The sequence below is a fragment of the Paraburkholderia sp. ZP32-5 genome (assembly GCF_021390495.1).
In the GTDB taxonomy this organism is placed as follows: Bacteria; Pseudomonadota; Gammaproteobacteria; order Burkholderiales; family Burkholderiaceae; genus Paraburkholderia.
In genome coordinates this window covers 118,467-137,783 of sequence record NZ_JAJEJP010000003.1, presented here as the reverse complement: position 1 = coordinate 137,783, position 19,317 = coordinate 118,467, and the positions used below count along the sequence as shown (strand labels likewise).

The following is a 19,317-nucleotide window of genomic DNA, read 5'->3' as shown; positions in this document are numbered from 1 at the left end:
AGCGCGTTCAGTGCGATAGCAGCACCGGCACGGTCATCGATTGCAGCATCGTGCGCGTGGCACCGCCCAGGATGACTTCGTGCAGCCGCGAATGCGCGTACGCGCCCATCACGATCATGTCGCACCCGAGGTCGGACACCTGCGACAGCAGCACGTCGCCCACTGATGCGCCGTGCTCCACGTTCAGCTCACGCACGTCGACTTTCACGCCATGGCGGGCAATCGTCAGCGCGATGTCGGCGCCTGGAATCCGCGCGCGCGGCGGCTGATCGCCGCTGGTGTGGACCGTCAGCAGCGTCACTTTCGCGGCATGCTCGAGAAACGGCAACGCGTCGTGGACCGCGCGGGTCGCTTCGCGGCTGCCGTCCCAGGCGATCAGCACGTGTTTGCCCGGCGACGGCGCACTGCCTGCGCATGGCACCAGCAGCGCGGGCCGTCCCGCCGACAGCACGATGTGCTCGACGAACTGTTCGGCGATGAAGGATTCGGGATCGGTCGGGTCGCTCTGCCCGAGCACGATCAGATCGGCGAGGCGCGCATAAGGAGGCACGACGTCGTTCGCATAGCCGTCGACCGCGACCCATTGACCGCCGACCTTCGCGCGCGCGATCTCGGCGTGAAACAGGCGCTCGAGCGCGGCGGCTTTCTCGTGCCGCAGCCGCTCATGCGCGGTGTAGTACTCAGCGGTGCCGGCCATGACGACGAAAGCATGGCGTGGCGGCACATAAGTCGAAAAGAGCCCGGTCAGCCTGGCGTGAAACCGGTGAGCGAGCTGCAACGCCATTTCCAGGCGCTGATGCGAGCGAGCACTCGTATCGAGGTGGACAACAATACTTTTGTAGCTCATCGCCGGGGCTCCATGACAGAACGTTGGGAACAGAGGCAGCGCGGGCGGCGGCCCGTGATGACATCGAGTCTATGGTGCGGGCCGGGGCGCCCGTTGACGCAGATCAAGCGTCGTCACGTTGCGCGCCGCTTGATGCAGGTCAATTCCGGCAAGCGATGCGCCCATACAGTGAGAACAGCGAACAGCACAGGCGCGAACGCTCCATGCAGTCGCGCCGCCGTTTGCGGGCGTGGCGTGGCGGCGCGCATTCGCAGTGCCGGTTGACGAAGCGGCGCCGCTTGTCAGGCAGGCCGACATGCTGGCGGCGTACGAGACGTTCGCCAGCACCGCCGGCACGCGTGTGCTGCAAGTGCTGATCGACGCCAGGCAGGAGACGGGCTGCCCTGTGCGATCGATGCCGCCGTCGTCCGGGCAGTGAAGCGGATCGGCAGGCCTTTACCAGATGCCCGTCAGCGGAGATGAAGCATGTCGGAACATTGCAGGATTCTCGTCGTCTACTACACGCGCAGCGGCACAACGCGACGCGTCGCCGAAATGCTTGCGTCCGAACTGGATGCCGACATCGAGCCGATCCGCGAGCAGGCCGGCGTTTCGCGCACGGGCGCGCGCGGCTACTTCAGGTCGCTGATCGATGCGCTTTGCCATCGACGCGTCGAGATCATGCCGTCCCTGCTCGACGTTTCCTTTTACGATGCGGTGATCGTCGGCGCACCGGTCTGGGCCGGTGGCGTGAGCGCACCGGCACAAACGTGGCTCGAACAACACGGCACGCGCATCCAGCATCTCGCGCTGTTCTGCTGTCTGGGTATAAGCGGCAGCGAACGGGCACTCGAACAGATGGCGCGAGCAGCGCAAAAGACACCGTTCGCGACGTGCGCCATCACGGCCCGCGATCTGTACCGGCGCGTCGACGGCGCGAAACGCGACGTCTTCGTGAAGCGGATCCGCCACAGGATGTCGGTGCTGCGAGAACTGGAGTGGATGACATAGCCGAGCGGTTGGCGGTGCCAGCCATCGCAACTCCCCCGAAGGTGCAACCGTGAATCGCACACTGCCCCGACTCTGCCTCTCCATGCTCTGCGCGGCGGGCGTCGCCGGCTGCGCCAGTCCCGCGCGCGAGGCGGCCTTCCGTCATGAAGAAGTGGCCGTGTACGAAGCGCGACAGCAGGCCGCCGTGCGTTGCGAGCCGGGGGTCGATTGCGAAGCGGCATGGGCGCTTACGAAAGTGTTCGTCAGGACCCGTTCGGCAAGCCGGATCGTTCGCGCGGACGACGCGGTCATCGAAACCGCGTTGCCGCATTCGTTCGGGTTCGTGTATCTCGCGGCATCGAAAGGGCCGACGGATGATGGTCATACGCTGATACGGCTGAAGGCAATGTGTCGCGGCATGTACGACACCGACGGCAATGCGGGACTGCTGTATTCGACCTGCGCGCATTCGATCGTCGCCATCGAGGCCGAGTTTCATGCATGGATGGCCGCCACTCGATGACGGGAGCCGCCGTCCGTCTGTCGGGCGCGCGGCCATCCGGGATATCAATCCGCGAAGCGCGTGAGTACAGCGGCCGTGACGGTTTGCGTTTCGACGACCACCGGTTTCGCGCCGACCGGCAGCACGGTGCGGCCCAGCGACTCGTTGATGATCTCGGCCGCCGACAGATAGAACGCCAGCAGCGCGGTCAGCAGACCGCCATAACCTCCTGCGTGGCGCAGTGCAGCCGAACCGGACCATTCGCTCGCGGCCAGCAGAAAGAACGTTGCCCACAGCGCGAGGAACACGCATTGCAGCGCGCGCGACGAGCGGAAGGTCGCGATCCACATGTAGAACGTGAAGACACCCCACAGCAGCAGATACCAGCCGACGAACGCGGCTGGCACCTGATCGTGCAGAAACAGCACGAACAGTGCGAACGACCACCAGAACGCGCCATAGCCGAGAAACGCGGTCGCGCCGAACGTATTGCCGCGTGGAATTTCCATGAGTCCGGCGACGATCTGCGTACTGCCGCCGAACGCAAAGGCGACCGCCAGCACGAGCCCGAGCGACGCGTTGGCGAACCAGCCTGCGTTGATCATGCTGAGCAGCCAGGTCGTCAGCGCGAAGGCGGCAAGGCCGAGCGATGCGGGATTGGGTGCGGTGGGTTTCATGGTGAGCATCTCCTGAGTGAATCGTGAGCGAATCCTGAATGAAGCTTGAATAAAGCTTGAATAAAGCTTGAATAAAGCGTCGGGAAGCATTGGCGCGGACCGGCCGGAAATCGACGCGGCCCGCCCGGGCGTCGCAACAGGCGACAGGCCGCTTATGCGTGTTCGCCGAATTGCCGAAGCACCGTGGGGTTTTCGACGGTGGACATGTCCTGCGCGAGCGCCTCGCCCTTCGCGACGGAGCGCAGCAGGCGCCGCACGACCTTGCCGGAGCGCGTTTTCGGCATGCTGTCGCCGAAGCGGATTTCCTTTGGCTTGGCGATCGGCCCGATTTCCTTCGCGACCCATGCGCGCAGCTGATCGGCGACCTTCTTCGCGTCCGCGTTCTCCGGGCGTTGACCTTTGAGCACGACGAACGCCACGATCGCTTCGCCGATCGTCTCGTCCGGCCGGCCGACCACTGCCGCTTCCGCCACCAGCGGATGCGCGGCGAGCGCGGACTCGATTTCCATCGTGCCCATCCGGTGGCCGGAGACGTTCAGCACATCGTCGATGCGGCCGGTGATCGTGAAGTAGCCGGTCCGCGGATCACGGATCGCGCCGTCGCCCGCCAGATAGAGATGGCCGCCGAGTTCCGCCGGGTAGTAGCCGTTGCGAAAGCGCTGCGGATTGCCCCAGATGGTGCGCAGCATCGACGGCCACGGCTGCTTGATGACGAGCAGTCCACCCTGGCCGTTCGGCAGTTCGCAGCCGGTCTCGTCGACGATCGCGGCCTCGATGCCCGGCAGCGGCAGCGTGCACGATCCGGCGACGAGCGGTGTCGCGCCCGGGAGCGGCGTGATCATGTGACCGCCCGTTTCCGTTTGCCAGAACGTATCGAGTACCGGGCAGCGTCCGCCGCCGACTTCGCGCGCGTACCACTCCCACGCGGCCGGATTGATCGGCTCGCCGACCGTGCCGAGCAGACGCAGCGAACTCAGATCGAAGCGGCGTGGATGCACGCCGCTGTCGAGTTCCGCGGCCTTGATCAGCGAGCGGATCGCGGTGGGCGCCGTATAGAAGATGCTGACCTTGTGGCGCGCGATCATCTCCCAGAAGCGTCCCGCGTTCGGCCACGTCGGCACGCCCTCGAAAATCACCTGGGTGGCGCCGGCAGCGGTCGGGCCGTAGCAGATATAGCTGTGACCGGTGATCCAGCCGATGTCGGCCGTACACCAGTAGATGTCGTCGGGGCGCAGATCGAAGGTCCATTTCATCGTCACCGCCGCCCACAGCAGATAGCCCGCCGTGCTGTGCTGCACGCCCTTCGGGGTGCCGGTCGAACCGGACGTGTACAGCACGAACAGCGGATGCTCGGCCTCGACCCACTCCGGCTCACAGGTGTCGGGCTGGGCGGCTTCGAGCTCGTGCAGCCAGCAGTCGCGCGGCTCGTCCCACAGGATCGGACCGCCGGTGCGCTGATAGACGATCACCGTGTGAATGCCGTCGGTGCCGTCCATCGCGAGCGCTTCGTCGACGATGGATTTCAGCGGCAGGCTCTTGCCGCCGCGCATCTGCTCATCCGCGGTGATCACGGCGACCGCGCCGACGTCGACCATCCGTTCGTGCAGCGATTTCGCCGAGAAGCCGCCGAACACGACCGAATGCAGTGCGCCGATGCGCGCGCAGGCCTGCATCGCGACAACGCCTTCGATCGACATCGGCAGATAGATCATCACGCGCTCGCCGCGGGCAACGCCGCGAGCGCGCAGCGCATTCGCGACGCGGCACACGCGCGCATGCAACTGCCGGTAGGTGATGGTCGTCACGGTGCCGTCGTCGGCCTCGAAGACGATCGCGGTCTTGTCGGCATTGCCGTTATCCAGATGGCGATCGAGACAGTTATACGAAGCGTTCAGCAGACCATCGTCGAACCACTTGAAAAAAGGCGCGTTCGATTCGTCGAGCACCCGCGTGAAGGGCCGGTGCCAGCTCAGATGCTCGCGCGCGAGCCGTGCCCAGAATCCGGACCGGTCGGTGCGAGCTTCGTTGACGAGCGCTTCGTAGGCGGCCATCCCGTCGATGGTCGCGCCCGTGAGCAGCGGCGGTGCGGCCGTTTCCGGTTCGCGATGGTTGGCGGCGATCGTGGACATGGTCTCCTCGCTGGATGGGATGGATGAACAGAGGCGGGCGCGTCGCGGCGGCAGGTGCGGAAGGGGGCCGATCGTCCGCGCGCATTGCGCGACAGGTGCTTTGAATGCACGGCCAGTGTGTTGCGGACGAGAAGGGGCGCGATTGACTCAGATCAATCGGGGGGGCATGACACCTGTTCGACCTGTCGCGACGAACCACCAGTGATGTCATCGAATTGCTCAGGCGACGTAAGCCGATTCCTACGGTCAGGCTCGGTGGACTACTCGCGTTTCCGCCGTCGCTGATTCAGATAACGAAGTCCATTGCCGATAATAAATTCGACAGCACGCCGGAGCGTCCGGCGTCGGGATCGGCGAGATTGAGGAGACGGCGATGAACGACACCATCATTCCCCTGCGAACCCTGGTCGACAAATGGCTTGCTCCGACTGGCGCTTCACCCGCGCATGTCGTGCACACCGGCCGCATGGCGCTCACGCGGGCGCGCTACGTCAGGCTCGAAGGGACCATCTCTTCCGGAGCGCTGTCGATCGTGTTCTTCCGTCATGCCAAGGGATGCTGGGATGTATTCCCGCCCGTCGCGCAGGCCCCGGCAATGTGCACGCGTTTCTTCTAGGTGCTGATCCATGTCAACGGATCCCGCCAGACCTCGGCTAGCCTGCAAAACAGGATGGCGCGGCCCGACAACGTGTTGCCGCGTTGGCGCGGCGTCAGGCAAATGCTGGTCCGCGCGGAGTGCTTCGCGCGATGGCGGCTCACACGATGCAAAACGACCTCGGCGGTTACGGCATGGCGGGTGTAAGGCCGCACGACAGCCCGCGGGCTGTTCGCGCGTGGCACCGCCTGCGCTGGATACTGCCCGCGCTGAGTCTTTGCGCGATCCCAGCCTTCTATGTCGAACTGACGGTTCCCGGCCAATTGGCCGTCGCGATCTCGCGCACGCTGTACCTATGCGTGTCCGCCGGCTTTGCATCGTCGCTTGCCTGGCTGGCCCATCTGAGCAGGCACCCCAGGACGCTGCTCGCCGATAACTGGCTCGACATCGCAATCGCGGCAGGCGCCGCGCTCAGCAGCGGCTTTGGCACGCCACCGTGGCAACCGGTCGAATGGCTGCTGCGCTTGTCGTTCATGGCTATCGTGGCGTTGCGCATCGTGCTGTCGCTGCGGTCTTTTTTCGCGCCGAATCGGCTGATGTGGCTATTGCTGGCCGGCGCATGCGTGCTGGCGATGGCGGGCGCCGGATTCTATTGGCTCGAGCCTCGTGTGCATTCATACGCGGAAGGGCTCTGGCTGGCGTTCGAAAGCAGCGCGACCGTCGGGTATGGCGATATTGCGCCGACGACGCCGGCATCGCGGGTGTTCGCGGCATTCGTCGTGCTGCTCGGTTACGGCATGTTGTCGCTCGTTTTCGCCAGCATTGCCGCGGCATTCATCGGCAAGGACGAGAGGGCGCTGCGACGCGAGATGCATCGCGACATCAAGCATCTGAACGACAGGATCATCCGCATGCATGCCGAGCTGGAGGCATTGCGCGAGACGATCGGAGGCCACGCGCGACAGGACGACGCGGATGCGGGCACGCGCGCGAACCGGCAATAGCTCCAACTGCCTTTCATTACGCTTGACGCATGTCAATGCCCGCACTTCCGGTAGGGACACGATGTAGACGGGTTGCTGGCGATGTGTGCGGGAAGCGCCCGAGCAATGTTCCGGACGGGGGAGGCAATCATGGGCATCGGCATGCAGATTGTGTATCTGGGCTTTGCCGGCGCCGCGCCGCTCGAAGCCGAAGCCGGGGCGCAACTGGTTCGACTCGCGCGCTTCGGCGATCTCATTGCGAACTGCCACCTCGTGATTGAAGCGTTGCCTCCCAACCGCGCCGGTTTCCTTTACGACGTGCGGCTCGATCTGATTACGCCTACGCACGATCTCAAGCCGATCGCGCACTGCGCCGGGACGAGCGCGGAGGCGGCGATTCGCGGTGCGTTCGATCTCGCGGAAAAGGAACTTCAAATAGCGGCGGCGAATCGGCACACGCGCTAACGCGCCTGCTGTCGTCGCGCGGCGTTGATTCAGGTCAATCCCGGGCCGCGGTGACGAACGAAGATAGCAGTGGGCCCGGATAGCCCGTCGAACGGCAACCCATGACGGCGCGCGCCCACTTCCGTATCCCCGAGGAACCGCGCACATGAAGGGAATACTGCGTCTCGCGTTCAAACTGCTCGTCAACGATAGCGCGAAGTTCACCGCGCTGATCGTCGGCATTACGTTCGCCGTTTTCTTGATGATCGAAATGACCTCGCTGTTCGCGGGCATTCTGAACAAGTCGTCGTCGACGGTCATCAACATAGGGGCGAAGATGTGGGTGATGGACCCGGCCGTGCAGACGATCGCGAGCAGCATCGGCATGCCCGATTACGTGCTCGATGTAGTGCGCAGCATCGACGGCGTCAAATACGCGGTACCGCTCTATTCGGGCGCGGCGCTGGTACGCCTGCGCGACGGCACGTACCAGGCCGTCACGGTGATCGGTCTCGACGATGCGAGCCTGTTCGGCTGGCCGAAGATGAAGGCCGGCCGCATCGAAGACATTTACGCGGAAAACGGTTTCATCGCGATCGACGACGCCGAGTTCGTCAAACTGCACAATCCGCGGCTCGGCTCCGATTTCGAACTCAACGATCATCGCGGCGTCGTGGTGGGCATCGCGTCGGTGGCGAGCAGCGGGCTGTTCGGCACCCCGACGCTCTATACGACGTACAAGCGGGCGGTCGAATACATTCCAACGACGCGCTACACCACCTCCTACATTCTGGTCGAACCGAAATCGGCGGCCGATATTCCGCGTATCAAGCGCGTGGTCGCGTCGCTCGGATACGTCGCCTATACCCGAAACGAATTCATGCAGCGCATCGCGCGCTTCTACAAATACGAAACGGGCCTCGGCACCAACATCCTGTTAATGACCGCGATCAGCTTCATCGTCGGGCTGTCGATTTCCGGGCAGACGTTTTACACGTTCATCCTGGAGAACCTCGAGAAATTCGGCGCGTTGAAGGCGATCGGGGCGAAAAGTCATGAACTCGTCGCGATGATCCTGTTCCAGGCCACCTTCACCGCGTTGACCGGTTATGGCCTCGGCGTGGGGCTGTGCGCGGCGTCGATCAGTCTCGCGCGGCTGCGCATCCCCGACTACGCGGCAATGATCACGTTCGGCAACCTCGCGCTCGCGTTCGCAATGGTCGTCGTGATCGCCGCGTCGTCGAGCTATCTCGGCGTGCGCCGGGTGCTGCGCATCGAGCCGTTCGATATTTTCCGGGGCTGACGATGAGCGCGGTCGCGATCGACGCACGCGGCGTGAACAAGTCGTTCGGCGAGGGCGAGGCTCGCACGCAGGCGCTTCGCGATGTCGCGATGCAGGCCTATTTCGGCGAGATGCTGCTGATCGTCGGCCCGTCGGGCAGCGGCAAGACCACGTTGCTGAGCGTGGTGTCGGGCATCTTGCGGCCGGATTCGGGCTCGGTATCGATCGACGGCGTCGATTTGTGGCAACAGCGCGACGATGCGATCGCCGACTTCAGACTCAGGCGCATCGGCTTCGTGTTCCAGGACTACCACCTGTTTCCGCGCCTGACCACGGCCGAAAACGTCGCCATTCCGCTGATCCTGAAACGTCGCGACTGGGACGAATCGATCAACGAGGCGCTGTCGTGGCTCGACGTGGTAGGTCTGAAAAACCGCGCTGGCTTGCCGCCGGTGAAACTGTCCGGCGGCGAACAGCAGCGCGTGGCGATTGCACGCGCGATCGTGAGCCAGCCCGACATCCTGATCCTCGACGAGCCGACCGCATCGCTCGACGGCGACACGGGGCGCTCGGTGATCGAGTTCGTCAAGCACAAGGTGCTCAACGCGCATCGGTGCATCGTGATCGTTACGCACGACAGCCGCATTTTCGAATACGCGGATCGGGTCATGCATATGGAAGACGGCAGGCTGAAGACGATCGACGCCGGAGGCGGAAAGTGAAACGCAAGCTGCTGTTCATTCTGTCGTTCGCGGGCTTCATCGCCGGCGTGGCAGCGGCGTGGGTCTACGGGATCCAGCAGGCGCCGCAGCCGCCCGTGTTCGAGCCGGCATCGAACCCGTACACGCAGGGCGTCTACGCGACTGGCATCGTCGAGAGCGATCAGCCTGCCGGCGCGAACATCAATATTTATCCGGACGTGTCGGGCGCCGTCACGCAAGTCCTCGTGCACGATGGCGACCGAGTGAGCCGCGGCCAGCCGCTGCTGACGATCGATGCGTCGGTGCAGGCCGCCACCGCCGCGCAGCTCGCCGCGCAAGCCGAGGCCGCGCAGTCGCTGCTCGACGAATTGCGCGCGCAACCGCGGCCCGAGACGCTGAATGTCGCCAGTGCGCAGGTGGTCGCCGCGGGCGCGAGCCTGAAGATGGCGCAGGATCAGTTCGACAAGCAGAAGCACGCGTACGACATCGATCCGAAAAGCGTGAGTCGCGACACGCTCGATAACGCCGCTAACGGCGTGGCGGTCGCGCGCGCGAATCTGGACGTCGTGATGCGGCAGTACAGGCTCACGCGTGCGGGCGCATGGTCGTTCGACGTGCGCAATCAGGAGCGCCAGGTCGAAGCGCTGCGCAAGGCGGCCGAGGCAGCCAGCGCGCAACTCGAGCGTTACACGTTGCGCGCGCCCGCCGACGGCGTGGTGCTGTCGGTGAATACCGCGCTCGGCGCCTATCTGTCGCCGCAAGGCGTGTACGACACGTATGCGCAGGGCAGCGCGCCCGCGCTCGTGCTCGGCACACCGTCGGACCAGCTCGCGGTGCGCTGCTATGTCGACGAAATCCTGATCAGCCGCCTGCCGGATCTGCATGGCACGAAAGCCCGGATGTTCATTCGCGGCACCTCGGTGCAGGCCGAATTGCAGTTCATGCGCGTGCAGCCGTACGTGACGCCGAAGATCCAGCTGACCGATCAGCGCACGGAGCGCGTCGATGTTCGCGTATTGCCCGTGCTGTTTCGCGTCGTGCCGCAAAAGGGCACGCGTCTTTTTCCGGGGCAGATCGTCGATGTGTACATTGCCGCGAAATAGACGCCGCTTCGGCGCCGCATGCCGGCGCATCGCGCGCTGGGCCGCGCTTGCGCCTGGTGTCGCGCTCGTGACGTCGTGCATGGTCGGGCCAGACTTCTCCCGGCCGCCGGCGCCGTCTGTCGACCGGTACGTCAGGACCGAGCAGCACAGCTTCGCGGCACCCGGCGGCGTGCAGACGCTTGCATCGGACACCGGCGTGCGCGAGGACTGGTGGACCGCATTCGGCAGCGCCGCGATCGACGCCGCGGTCGACGAAACCCTGACCGGCAACGCGACACTCGCGGGCGGCGAGGCGAGCCTGCGCCGCAGCGACGATCTGTTGCGCGCGGGCGCGGGCATCTTCTATCCGCAGGTTGACGGCGAGGCCAATGCGTCCCGCCAGCGCTACTCGCCGTTGCGCAGCGGCATCGAGGCGCCGACGACGGTTTTCAATCTGTTCACGTTATCGGCCACGATCAGCTACACGCTGGACATCTGGGGCGGCGAGCGCCGGGCGGTCGAGGCGCTGGCCGCGCAAACCGACGCGCAACGCTACGCGCTCGCCGCGACTTACCTGACACTCGCCGCGAACGTCGTCAACGCGATGATCGCGCGAGCCGCGTATAGCGACGAGATTGCCGCAACGCAGGAAATGATCGGGCTCGTGCGTGAGCAGATCGGCATCACCGAAGCGCAGGTGACGGCCGGGGCCAGCGCATGGTCGGCGGTGCTGTCGCTGCAGAATCAGATGGCCACGCTCGAGGCCTCGGTGCCCGCGCTCGAACAGAAGCGCGCGCAGACCGAGCATCTGCTGGCGCTGCTGGCGGGCATGTATCCGGTGCAGTGGAATGCGCCCGCGCTGTCGTTGCAGGACATCGCGTTGCCGGGGCTGCTGCCGCGCACGCTGCCGTCGTCGCTGGTCAGGCGCAGGCCCGATATTCTGCAGGCGGAAGCGGTGCTGCATGCGGCGAGCGCGAACGTCGGCGTCGCGACCGCGGCGCTTTTCCCGCAGATTACTTTGTCGGCGTCGGGCGGAGTCGACAGCATGGTGTTTCATGAGCTTGGCAACGGCAGCGGGCAGGTGTGGAGCATCGCCGCGGGCGTGACGGCGCCGCTCTTTCACGGCGGAGCGTTGTGGTTTCAGCGCAAGGCGGCGATCGACGCTTACCAGGAATCTCAGGCCGCGTATCGCGAGGTCGTGCTCGCGGCATTCGCACAGGTGGCCGACACGCTTCGCGCGCTGGAGCACGATGCGCAAATCGTCGATGCGCAGACTCGCGCGGTGCAGGCGGCGGCCGACGCGCTGCGCCTGCTGAAAACCTCTTACCTGGCCGGCACGGTGGGTTACCTGCAGATTCTGATCGCGGACGGCCAATATCATCAGGCTCGCATCGCGTGGCTGGAGGCAAACGCGCAGCGCCTCCAGGACACGGTTGCGCTGTATGCGGCGCTCGGCGGCGGGCTGATCCGCGAGCCGTGAGTACCGTGCCGCTTGCCATTTCCCCCTTGCCGCGAGCATTCGCCGCCTTGATGTGCGTCAAGTTCGCGGCATCGCGGACGGCTAAGCTGGGGTACGCCGTACAGCCTCCGATGCGTCGAAGGTCAACCGGTGCGTCATTTCATGCCCGAAGAGGTTGTCACCATGCATATTTCGTTTCCATCGAGCCTCCCCGAATATTGCGCGCGGGATCTGGTGCTGGCGTTTCCGGCGCTCGTCGACGACCACCCCGTGCAGTGCGCGATCACGGCCGAAGCGCTCGAAGATCATTTCGGCGCCCACTCGCTGCGTGAGGAAGATCTCGTCAGCGCGTTCGTCGCGCATCGCTTCGAGATCGAACTGGCCGCGCAGCGCCTGCTCGACGAAGTCGGCGCGAAGCCCGTGCTGCTGCACAGCGGCTTTTTCAGGTTCTGTACCTGAATCCCTGAATCGCAAAGCCGCCGCGCCCAATCCTTCAGCGAAGCATCAGCTCGAGGACAGGCTGCCAGAACGCGGGGGTATCGAACGTTTCGACTGGAACCGCGGTATCGAATGACACGGTCCGTGCCTGTTCGGCGGACGTCAGCGCTTGCGCATCGTCCAGTTGACGCCTGAGCGTCGCGGTGTTCGCGTCGGACAGATCACGCGGACCCTGCGCGCGCGCTTCGATGCGTCGCGCAAGCACCGCGGTTTCGGCGCGAAAGTCGAGAATGCGGGCCGGCACGCCGAGCCGTTCGGCGAGCGCGAAAAACGCGCGACGGTGGCGCCCTTCGAGAAAGGTCGCATCGACGATTGCGCTATGGCCGCTTTGCAGCACGCCGGCTGCGATGTCCAGCAGGCGTTCATAGACCGCATGCCGTGCCGCGTCGGTGTAGTGTTGCGCGCCAAGCGCGGCCCTGGCATCGAGCGACGGCTGCATGCGCTTGCGTTCGGCATCGCTCGATATGCGCACCGCGCCGCTCAGATCCGCGAGCGCGCGGCTCGCGACCGATTTGCCCGAGCCGGAATAACCATGACACAACAGCAGCACGGGACCCGGCTTGCGCGTCTGCTGCCGTGCGATCTCGATGTAGCGTTCGGCGTCCCGCGGCACGGTGGCGCCTTCGCGCGCCGCCGTGCCGGCTTTCAGGCAGGCAACCCATGCCCGCACCAGCGCCCGGTACGCCACGTACAGCGGCATCAATGAAAGCGCCGCATAGTCGCCCGAGAGTTCGAGCCAACGGTTCAGCAAGCGGTTGGCAAAGCGTGCTCCGGCACGCGCGCGCAGATCCATGACGAGGAAAGCGATGTCGGCGGCGACATCGATCCAGCGCAATGCATCGTCGAAGTCGATACAGTCGAACATCGCAATCGCGCCGCGCCAGCGCACCACGTTGTCCAGATGCAGATCGCCATGGCAGCCACGCACGAAGCCGTCGGCGCGGCGTCGATCGATCAGTGGCGCAAGATCGTTCAGCTGTTGCGCGCACCACGACGCTATGCCGGGCAGTGCCGGGTGGCCGTAGCCGGCAACCAGCGGGGCGCTGATCGCCTCGACCTGGCTGCGCAGCAACGCGGCACTGCCGTAGCGGGTCACGGGCACGTCGCGCGGCGCGCGGCGATAGTAGTCGGCGAGACGCGCGGCCGCGCCGTCGATGTCGCGCGGCGTAAGCATGCCGTGTGCCGCAAGACTCGAAAACAGCATCGCCTCGGCGAAACGGCGCATTCTGACCGCGTGCTCGACCGGGGTGCCGCCGCCACCGAGTTTCAGCGTGCCGGCGGCGCGAGTGATCGGCAGAACGCCGACGTAAAGGCCGCGCGCCAGCGGCCGGTTCAGACGGAGCTGCGCTTCGCAGCAGCGCTCGCGTGTTGCAGCAGGGGTGAAATCCGCGAAGCCCGGCGCGACGGGTTTGATGATCTTGTAGGCGAAGCGCCCGGCGAGATACACGACCGAAATATGCGTTTCGATCCGGACGATCCTTCCCGCGGGATGCCGGTAGGTGGCGGCCCTGCGCAACGCTGCGTCGAGCCCGCGTAGTGCGCGCCGCGCGGCGCGGACACGGTTGGCGACGTGCTGGATGCCCCGAACCGGCGTATTAGCGCGGCGTGCGCGATGCTGGCGCATCGGCTGCGATCTCATGCGGCGCTCCTGCTGCCCGATACGCCGGCCAGGGTGGTCGTGCCGCGCTCGTCGCGCCCGTTCGACGCGATGTCCTCGGCTTCGCTCCAGAATGCGCGCAACGCCGGAAAAACGGCATCGCGCCAGCGCGGGCCGGTAAAGAGCTCGTAGTGATTGCATTGCGTCACGGTGAGCCGCCGTCGTATCCGCGTCGAAGCAGGCCGCGCCGCGCCGCACAGCGCATGCGCGCAATGGCACTGCTGCGCGCCCGTGATGTCGTCGCAGTCGCCCTCGATCGTGCACAACGGCATGTCGCGTAGCGCGGCGCTGTCCACATGGCGTCCGGCGACGGACCACAGATTGCGCGGCAGCAGATGGTCCTGAAAGACCACGCGAACGATATCGAGGAAATAGCATTCCGCCATGTCGAGCACCGCCGCGTATTCGTTCAGCGAGCGCAGCGCTCGCGCGGCGCCCGCCATGTCGCCGGCGAACCAGCAGGACCAGTAATCGGATTCGAGATGCAGATGCCGCTCCGGGTGGACGGCGAGAAGGGCCGCCTGCTGCACGAAGCCCGGATAGACGCGCCGGCCGGCGCCGCGACACGGCGGCGGGACGATGTCGATCGCGTGGTCGCGAAACCAGTCGAGCGTGTGCGTGTTCGCGAAACGATTCATGACGGTCGGGTTCAGACGGGTATCGATCGGGCCGCCGAGCAGCGACACGCTCGCGATTGGGCGCGGCTGAGCCGCTGCCGATAGCGCGGCGGCGGCGAGCGCCGGCACGGCCGCCTGGCAGATCGCGACAGCATGGACTGGCGACCCCAGCGCGCAAGCAGCGCCGGCGAAGTGCTCGACAGCGAGCACGTAGTCGTCGAGCGACAGCGGCCCGGCTTCGCGTGGCACGTCGCGTGCGTCGGCCCAGTCCGTGAGGAACACGTCGCGCTCTTCGAGCAAGGTCTCGACGGTTTCGCGCAGCATGACCGCGTGATGTCCGGCGAGCGGCGCGCACAGCAGGACCGGCAGCTTTGGGTCCGCACATGGCGTCGTCAGGTTGCGTCTGAAGCGGCGCAATGCGCCGGCCGGCAGCGATGCGACGACGCTTTCCTCGACGGCGATCCACCTGCCGTCACCCGCCACCGGGCCAATGGCGAACGGCGGCGGCTGTTCGAACGCGCACGCCGATCTGAGCAGCCACTGGCTGAACGCATCGGTCGCATTTTCCGGCGTGAACCAGTGTGACCGCGATGGCGCGGACCCGCCGGATTCCGCCAGCAGCGCGCCGGCGAAGGCGCGGGTCAGACGTCGCTGTGCATCGATGAAGGCGTACCACATGGTCGGCTCCGGCTGGCGTCGATAGCACGGCGCCCAGCTCATACGAACTCCCGGCCGAGCCCGCCGCGCGCTGCCGCGCCGCCACGGCCGGACTGCTACTGGCCCGCGCGATTGCCGTCGGCGGGCAGACGGATGACGTCGATGTGGCCGGGCAGATCGCCGGCCACATCGCTTTCCGTGTAGCTGAAGTACAGCACCGCCGAGCGTCTCGCGTCGAGAATCCGTACCACGTGAATGGCGCTGAAAATCGGGTTCGCGGATTCGTCGAATACCAGCGCCTGCGCGGGAATCCGGGCAGGCGTGCGCAGTTTGCCGACTTGCCGGCACGCCACGGTCACGCCGGCGCTTCGATCCAGTTGCGAATAGTTGCCCCAGTTTTCGGCGCGCGCGCCTGACAGGTAGCAGGTCACGCCCTTGAGCAGCGGATCGTCGTACGCCGAGATGCTGATGTACGCGCCGTAGCGCTGCGAATGCGTCGCCACGTTCGCGAGTTCCTCGCCATGAACGATGATGGGTACGGCGCAGGCGCTGAAGGCCGCGGCGCCGGCCGCGAGCCTCGTTACGATAGATCGGCAACTCGCCATGACAGTCTCCCTTGCGCGGCGGGCCCGCACCCGATGTCACGTTCGCAAGCATGGTGCGTGCGTCAGTTCAGCGTACCTGGCCGCCCCGGTCGACCTTTGATGCATATCAACGGAGCACCGTGGCCGCCACGTCATCCTGCATTTGCCGGCTCGGGCGCTCGCGCATGGAGCGGGTCCAGATACGGTCACCATTCCCGATCCGCCATGTCACGCGCGCTTCGCTCCGCCGATTTCGCCCTCCTGCTCGTCTCGGCGAGCTGTCTGGTCATCGCGCTGTCGTTCGCCGCATTGGGACGAAGCGCCGTGGCGAACGCGATATGGGTCGCGGGGACATTGCCGGTGCTCGGGATGCTGGCGATTTCCGTCATCGACGCACTGCGGCGGCATCAAGCCGGCGTCGACGTGCTTGCGCTCGTCGCCAGCGGCTGCGCGCTTGCGCTGGGCGAATATCTGACCGCCGCGGTCATCGCCTTGATGCTTGCAAGCGGGCGCGCCCTGGAAAACTACGCTCAGCAACGCGCGCGACGCGAACTGACCGCGCTGCTGAAGCATGCGCCGCGCTACGCCAACCGCTTCGAGGCGAACGAATGGCGCCGCGTGGCACTCGATGCCGTCGCTGCAGGCGACCGCCTGCTGGTGCGCGGCGGCGAATTCGTGCCGGTCGATGGAACGCTTGCCGGCTATGCGCAGCTCGACGAATCGTCGCTGACCGGCGAGGCGGCCGCGCAACTGCGCTCGCCGGGGGAAGCGGTACGCAGCGGCGCCGTCAGCCTCGGCGCCGCCTTCGAAATGGTGGCGGCGGCAAGCGCCGGTGACAGCACCTTTGCCGGCATCGTGCGCATGGTGCGCACCGCGCAGCAGGAGCGCAGCCCGGCGGCTCGTCTCGCCGATCGCTATGCGCTGCTGTTCGTGCCCGCCGCGCTGCTGCTGGCCGGCGCGAGCTGGCTCATCGCGGGCGACGTGACGCGCGCGCTTGCCGTGCTGGTGGTTGCCACCCCGTGCCCGCTCATCCTTGCGGTGCCGGTGGCCATCGCCGCCGGCATGTCGCGCTGCGCGAAGCGCGGTGTGCTGATCAAGGGCGGCGGCGCGCTGGAACGGCTCGCGCAGGCCACCGTGCTCTTCTTCGACAAGACCGGAACGCTGACCGGCGGCAATGCGCGGCTCGTGAGCGTGGAAAGCGGGCCGGGTATCGAACCGGACACGGTGCTGCGGTTCGCCGCATCGATCGCTCAGGCTTCGGCGCACGTCATTTCCGAAGCCGTGATTGCCGCCGCGCGCGAACGCGGGGTGACGCTTTCGATGCCGGCGCAGGTCGCCGAGCAGCCCGGCGCGGGCGTGAGCGGCAAGGTGGACGGGCGGGACGTCGCGATCGGCTCGTTTGCCTATGTATCGTCCGTGGCGACGCCGGCGCCGTGGAGCACGGCGTTTCTTCAGCGCGTCGCCTACGAGGGCGCGTCGGCCGTCTTCGTTGCTATCGACGGCTCGATGGCGGGCGCGCTGCTGATGGCGGACCAGATCCGCCTCGAAACGCCGCGCGCGCTGCGCCTGCTGCGCCACGAAGGCATCAGACGGCTCGTCATGCTCACCGGCGACCGGCGCGACGTGGCGCAAACCGTGGGCTCGATGCTTGGCGTGACCGAGGTGCGAGCCGAGCAAACGCCGTCGGACAAGCTCGCGGCCATTCAGGCCGCACGCGGCGAAGGCGGCACGGTCATCATGGTCGGCGATGGCGTCAACGACGCTCCGGCGCTCGCCGCCGCCGATGTCGGCGTGGCGATGGGCGCGCGCGGCGCGGCCGCGTCGTCCGAAGCGGCCGACGTGGTGCTGCTGGTCGACCGTCTGGACCGCCTCGTGGAAGCGTTGCGGGTCGCTCGCCAGACGCGGCGGATCGCGCTTCAAAGCGTGATCGCGGGCATGGCGATGTCGTTCGCCGCGATGGCCGTGGCCGCCGCCGGCTACTTGCCGCCGTTACCGGGCGCGCTGTTGCAGGAGCTGATCGACGTCGCGGTGATCGCGAACGCATTGCGCGCGCTACGGATACGTTCGCGGGCGCACGGCGGCGGCCTTGCACGCGGTGACGCGGACACGCTGAAGGCCGGTCACACCGAACTCGGTCCATTGATGGAGCGGATCAGACGACTCGCGGACGAGCTGCCGCGCATGCCCGGAGCCTCGGTGGCCAACGCGCTCGCGAGCGTGAACGCATCGCTTGCAAAACAGCTCGTGCCGCATGAACAGCACGATGACATGGACGTCTATCCGGGTCTCGCGAGGCTCGTGGGGGGAGAGGATCCGATGGGCGCACTGAGCGGCACACATCGGGAGATATTCCGCATGGTGCGGCTGCTGGGACAGATGACGGCGAGCGTGCCGCCCGAAGGGCCCGACCCGGACAGCTTGCGCGAGTTCCAGCGTCTGCTTTACGGGCTCGACGCCATCGTGCGCCTGCACTGCGCGCAGGAGGAAGAGCTGTATCACGCGCTTCGGGAGGATGCGTAAGCTCGCCTCATCATGTGTGGCGTCCATGGACGAGCAGCAGCGGCACGGGAGTGATATGGGCGACACGCTCGGCGACGCTGCCCAGCATCCAGCGAACCATGCCGCGCCGCCCATGCGTGCCCATCACGATCATGTTCGCCTGCCAGCTGGCGGCCTCGCGCACGATTGCATGGGCAACGTCGTCGCCGGTGCGCTCCGTGCGGACGAGTTCGACGTTCGATCGCCCGGACGCAACCCGCAGAAGAGGGCCGGCCGCGGCGAGCGCGCGCGTGCCCTCGTCGACGAACGCATCCTCGAGGACGTCGATCGGCACGAGGTCGCTCAGGCGCACTGCGCGGTCGACCACGTAGATGGCCCGCAGAGACGTGTCCGGCGTACTGAATCGCACACCGTAGCGAAGCGCCTGCGTTGCCTGATCGCTGCCGTCGACGGCGAACAGAATGTGTCGAGGCAATGCGTATGCGTCGGCATTGCCGGTGGCGGGAACGATCAGGATCGGGCAGGGCGAGAGTCTCGCCAGCGGGGCGGATACCGCGCCTTCGACCCATCGCAGCAAGCCGTGATGCTGATGAGCGCCGGTGACGATCAGATCTGGCTGCCAGGCGTCAGCGGCATCGATCAGCGCGTGCACGACATCGCCGCCGCGCGCCGCCAGATCGATCGCTTCCTTTTCGACCTGTATGCCGTGCCCGGCGAGAACGTCGGCGGCCCGCGCCAACGCTTCGTGCGCATCGCGCAGCAGTTCGTCACGCGCGGCCTGCAGCGCGCTTCTGACGAGCGAGCCCGCCGGAACGAGCGTGCGCGGGTTCTCGACGATGCTGACGAGCCGGATGATGCCGCCCGCCGCCACGATATGGCTCGCGTAGGCGACGGCATGTTGCGACGCGACGGATTGATCGACGGCGAGCAGTATTTTGCCCGGCAGTGCCGACGCGAAGCGTGCTGAAACCGGCGAATTCATGATGGGCTCCTTGTGCGCGACACGCGCTGTCGTGGAGAAATTGTCCGGACTCCCGCGCGTCGCCGTTTGACCGAAGTCAAGCGTGCGTGGGTCTCGCCACTGTCACTGCCCTCGCCGTTCGCAACGGCGGCTAATTCCACGCGTGGCCGGCAG

19 protein-coding genes are annotated in these 19,317 nt (G+C 66.3%); 12 read left to right on the top strand and 7 right to left on the bottom strand.

The features are described from left to right. Window positions 1-7 precede the first annotated feature (7 nt). Window positions 8-847, bottom strand: coding sequence for a universal stress protein (locus L0U82_RS33270; protein WP_233837792.1), 840 nt, complete (start codon window positions 845-847; stop codon window positions 8-10). A 253-nt stretch (window positions 848-1,100) separates the two neighbouring features. Here L0U82_RS33270 and L0U82_RS33265 point away from each other — a divergent pair, with 253 nt between their 5' ends. The 3 genes from L0U82_RS33265 to L0U82_RS33255 are packed head-to-tail and all read left to right on the top strand — an operon-like array spanning window position 1,101 to window position 2,339. Beyond that, a complete protein-coding gene (locus L0U82_RS33265; protein ID WP_233837790.1) occupies window positions 1,101-1,265 on the top strand; it encodes a hypothetical protein in 165 nt (54 codons plus the stop codon). A gap of 47 nt (window positions 1,266-1,312) precedes the next feature. After that, a complete protein-coding gene (locus L0U82_RS33260) occupies window positions 1,313-1,837 on the top strand; it encodes a flavodoxin family protein (protein ID WP_233837788.1) in 525 nt (174 codons plus the stop codon). Between the two features lie 49 nt (window positions 1,838-1,886). Next, window positions 1,887-2,339 (top strand): hypothetical protein, encoded by a 453-nt coding sequence (locus tag L0U82_RS33255; protein ID WP_233837784.1) that lies wholly within the window; start codon window positions 1,887-1,889, stop codon window positions 2,337-2,339. Between the two features lie 44 nt (window positions 2,340-2,383). On the opposite strand, the gene L0U82_RS33250 is transcribed toward L0U82_RS33255, so the two are convergent. Next, window positions 2,384-2,995 carry an acetate uptake transporter gene (locus L0U82_RS33250; protein ID WP_233837783.1) on the bottom strand — a complete coding sequence of 204 codons (612 nt, stop codon included), beginning with the start codon at window positions 2,993-2,995 and terminating at the stop codon, window positions 2,384-2,386. A 152-nt stretch (window positions 2,996-3,147) separates the two neighbouring features. After that, window positions 3,148-5,124 carry an acetate--CoA ligase gene (gene acs / locus L0U82_RS33245; RefSeq protein ID WP_442793709.1) on the bottom strand — a complete coding sequence of 659 codons (1,977 nt, stop codon included), beginning with the start codon at window positions 5,122-5,124 and terminating at the stop codon, window positions 3,148-3,150. Between the two features lie 373 nt (window positions 5,125-5,497). On the opposite strand from acs, the gene L0U82_RS33240 reads away from it, so the two are divergent. From L0U82_RS33240 to L0U82_RS33205, 8 genes are all read left to right on the top strand, one after another. Further along, window positions 5,498-5,740, top strand: a complete 243-nt coding sequence (locus tag L0U82_RS33240) for a hypothetical protein (RefSeq protein ID WP_233837782.1) — start codon at window positions 5,498-5,500, stop codon at window positions 5,738-5,740. Window positions 5,741-5,886: 146 nt separating this feature from the next. Further along, complete coding sequence (locus L0U82_RS33235) at window positions 5,887-6,723, top strand: potassium channel family protein (protein ID WP_233837781.1); 837 nt, start codon at window positions 5,887-5,889, stop codon at window positions 6,721-6,723. A gap of 129 nt (window positions 6,724-6,852) precedes the next feature. Next, entirely contained in the window at window positions 6,853-7,167 is a 315-nt protein-coding gene (locus L0U82_RS33230) for an HPF/RaiA family ribosome-associated protein (protein WP_233837780.1), read from the top strand. A 145-nt stretch (window positions 7,168-7,312) separates the two neighbouring features. Further along, window positions 7,313-8,449, top strand: a complete 1,137-nt coding sequence (locus L0U82_RS33225) for an ABC transporter permease (RefSeq protein WP_233837779.1) — start codon at window positions 7,313-7,315, stop codon at window positions 8,447-8,449. Next, window positions 8,446-9,150, top strand: coding sequence for an ABC transporter ATP-binding protein (locus L0U82_RS33220; RefSeq protein ID WP_233839296.1), 705 nt, complete (start codon window positions 8,446-8,448; stop codon window positions 9,148-9,150). The genes L0U82_RS33225 and L0U82_RS33220 overlap by 4 nt, the downstream gene beginning before the upstream one ends. Next, a complete protein-coding gene (locus tag L0U82_RS33215; protein WP_233837777.1) occupies window positions 9,147-10,232 on the top strand; it encodes an HlyD family secretion protein in 1,086 nt (361 codons plus the stop codon). The genes L0U82_RS33220 and L0U82_RS33215 overlap by 4 nt, the downstream gene beginning before the upstream one ends. After that, window positions 10,210-11,691, top strand: a complete 1,482-nt coding sequence (locus L0U82_RS33210; RefSeq protein ID WP_233837775.1) for an efflux transporter outer membrane subunit — start codon at window positions 10,210-10,212, stop codon at window positions 11,689-11,691. The genes L0U82_RS33215 and L0U82_RS33210 overlap by 23 nt, the downstream gene beginning before the upstream one ends. 162 nt (window positions 11,692-11,853) lie before the next feature. Next, window positions 11,854-12,129, top strand: a complete 276-nt coding sequence (locus tag L0U82_RS33205; RefSeq protein WP_233839295.1) for a DUF1488 domain-containing protein — start codon at window positions 11,854-11,856, stop codon at window positions 12,127-12,129. 34 nt (window positions 12,130-12,163) lie between these two features. Here the strand turns inward: L0U82_RS33205 and L0U82_RS33200 are convergent, their stop codons facing one another. The 3 genes from L0U82_RS33200 to L0U82_RS33190 all read right to left on the bottom strand — a co-directional run bounded on the left by L0U82_RS33200 (window position 12,164) and on the right by L0U82_RS33190 (window position 15,704). Beyond that, window positions 12,164-13,807, bottom strand: a complete 1,644-nt coding sequence (locus L0U82_RS33200; RefSeq protein WP_233837773.1) for a bifunctional aminoglycoside phosphotransferase/ATP-binding protein — start codon at window positions 13,805-13,807, stop codon at window positions 12,164-12,166. Beyond that, window positions 13,804-15,120 (bottom strand): polyhydroxyalkanoate depolymerase, encoded by a 1,317-nt coding sequence (phaZ, locus tag L0U82_RS33195; RefSeq protein ID WP_233837771.1) that lies wholly within the window; start codon window positions 15,118-15,120, stop codon window positions 13,804-13,806. Before phaZ ends, L0U82_RS33200 begins: the two co-directional genes overlap by 4 nt. Window positions 15,121-15,215: 95 nt before the next feature. Next, window positions 15,216-15,704 (bottom strand): CreA family protein, encoded by a 489-nt coding sequence (locus L0U82_RS33190; RefSeq protein ID WP_233837769.1) that lies wholly within the window; start codon window positions 15,702-15,704, stop codon window positions 15,216-15,218. Window positions 15,705-15,908: 204 nt separating this feature from the next. On the opposite strand from L0U82_RS33190, the gene L0U82_RS33185 reads away from it, so the two are divergent. Next, a complete protein-coding gene (locus L0U82_RS33185) occupies window positions 15,909-18,203 on the top strand; it encodes a heavy metal translocating P-type ATPase (protein ID WP_233837767.1) in 2,295 nt (764 codons plus the stop codon). A 10-nt stretch (window positions 18,204-18,213) separates the two neighbouring features. Here the strand turns inward: L0U82_RS33185 and L0U82_RS33180 are convergent, their stop codons facing one another. Continuing rightward, on the bottom strand, window positions 18,214-19,164 hold the full coding sequence (locus L0U82_RS33180; RefSeq protein ID WP_233837765.1) for a universal stress protein: 951 nt from the start codon (window positions 19,162-19,164) through the stop codon (window positions 18,214-18,216). Window positions 19,165-19,317: the final 153 nt, after the last annotated feature.

Coding starts and splice junctions, on each gene's coding strand:
- L0U82_RS33270 (WP_233837792.1), bottom strand. CDS start 847: ATGAGCTACAAAAGTATTGTTGTCCACCTCGATACGAGTGCTCGCTCG.
- L0U82_RS33260 (WP_233837788.1), top strand. CDS start 1,313: ATGTCGGAACATTGCAGGATTCTCGTCGTCTACTACACGCGCAGCGGC.
- L0U82_RS33250 (WP_233837783.1), bottom strand. CDS start 2,995: ATGAAACCCACCGCACCCAATCCCGCATCGCTCGGCCTTGCCGCCTTC.
- acs (WP_442793709.1), bottom strand. CDS start 5,124: ATGTCCACGATCGCCGCCAACCATCGCGAACCGGAAACGGCCGCACCG.
- L0U82_RS33240 (WP_233837782.1), top strand. CDS start 5,498: ATGAACGACACCATCATTCCCCTGCGAACCCTGGTCGACAAATGGCTT.
- L0U82_RS33235 (WP_233837781.1), top strand. CDS start 5,887: ATGCAAAACGACCTCGGCGGTTACGGCATGGCGGGTGTAAGGCCGCAC.
- L0U82_RS33230 (WP_233837780.1), top strand. CDS start 6,853: ATGGGCATCGGCATGCAGATTGTGTATCTGGGCTTTGCCGGCGCCGCG.
- L0U82_RS33225 (WP_233837779.1), top strand. CDS start 7,313: ATGAAGGGAATACTGCGTCTCGCGTTCAAACTGCTCGTCAACGATAGC.
- L0U82_RS33210 (WP_233837775.1), top strand. CDS start 10,210: ATGTGTACATTGCCGCGAAATAGACGCCGCTTCGGCGCCGCATGCCGG.
- L0U82_RS33205 (WP_233839295.1), top strand. CDS start 11,854: ATGCATATTTCGTTTCCATCGAGCCTCCCCGAATATTGCGCGCGGGAT.
- L0U82_RS33200 (WP_233837773.1), bottom strand. CDS start 13,807: ATGAGATCGCAGCCGATGCGCCAGCATCGCGCACGCCGCGCTAATACG.
- phaZ (WP_233837771.1), bottom strand. CDS start 15,120: ATGTGGTACGCCTTCATCGATGCACAGCGACGTCTGACCCGCGCCTTC.
- L0U82_RS33190 (WP_233837769.1), bottom strand. CDS start 15,704: ATGGCGAGTTGCCGATCTATCGTAACGAGGCTCGCGGCCGGCGCCGCG.
- L0U82_RS33185 (WP_233837767.1), top strand. CDS start 15,909: ATGTCACGCGCGCTTCGCTCCGCCGATTTCGCCCTCCTGCTCGTCTCG.
- L0U82_RS33180 (WP_233837765.1), bottom strand. CDS start 19,164: ATGAATTCGCCGGTTTCAGCACGCTTCGCGTCGGCACTGCCGGGCAAA.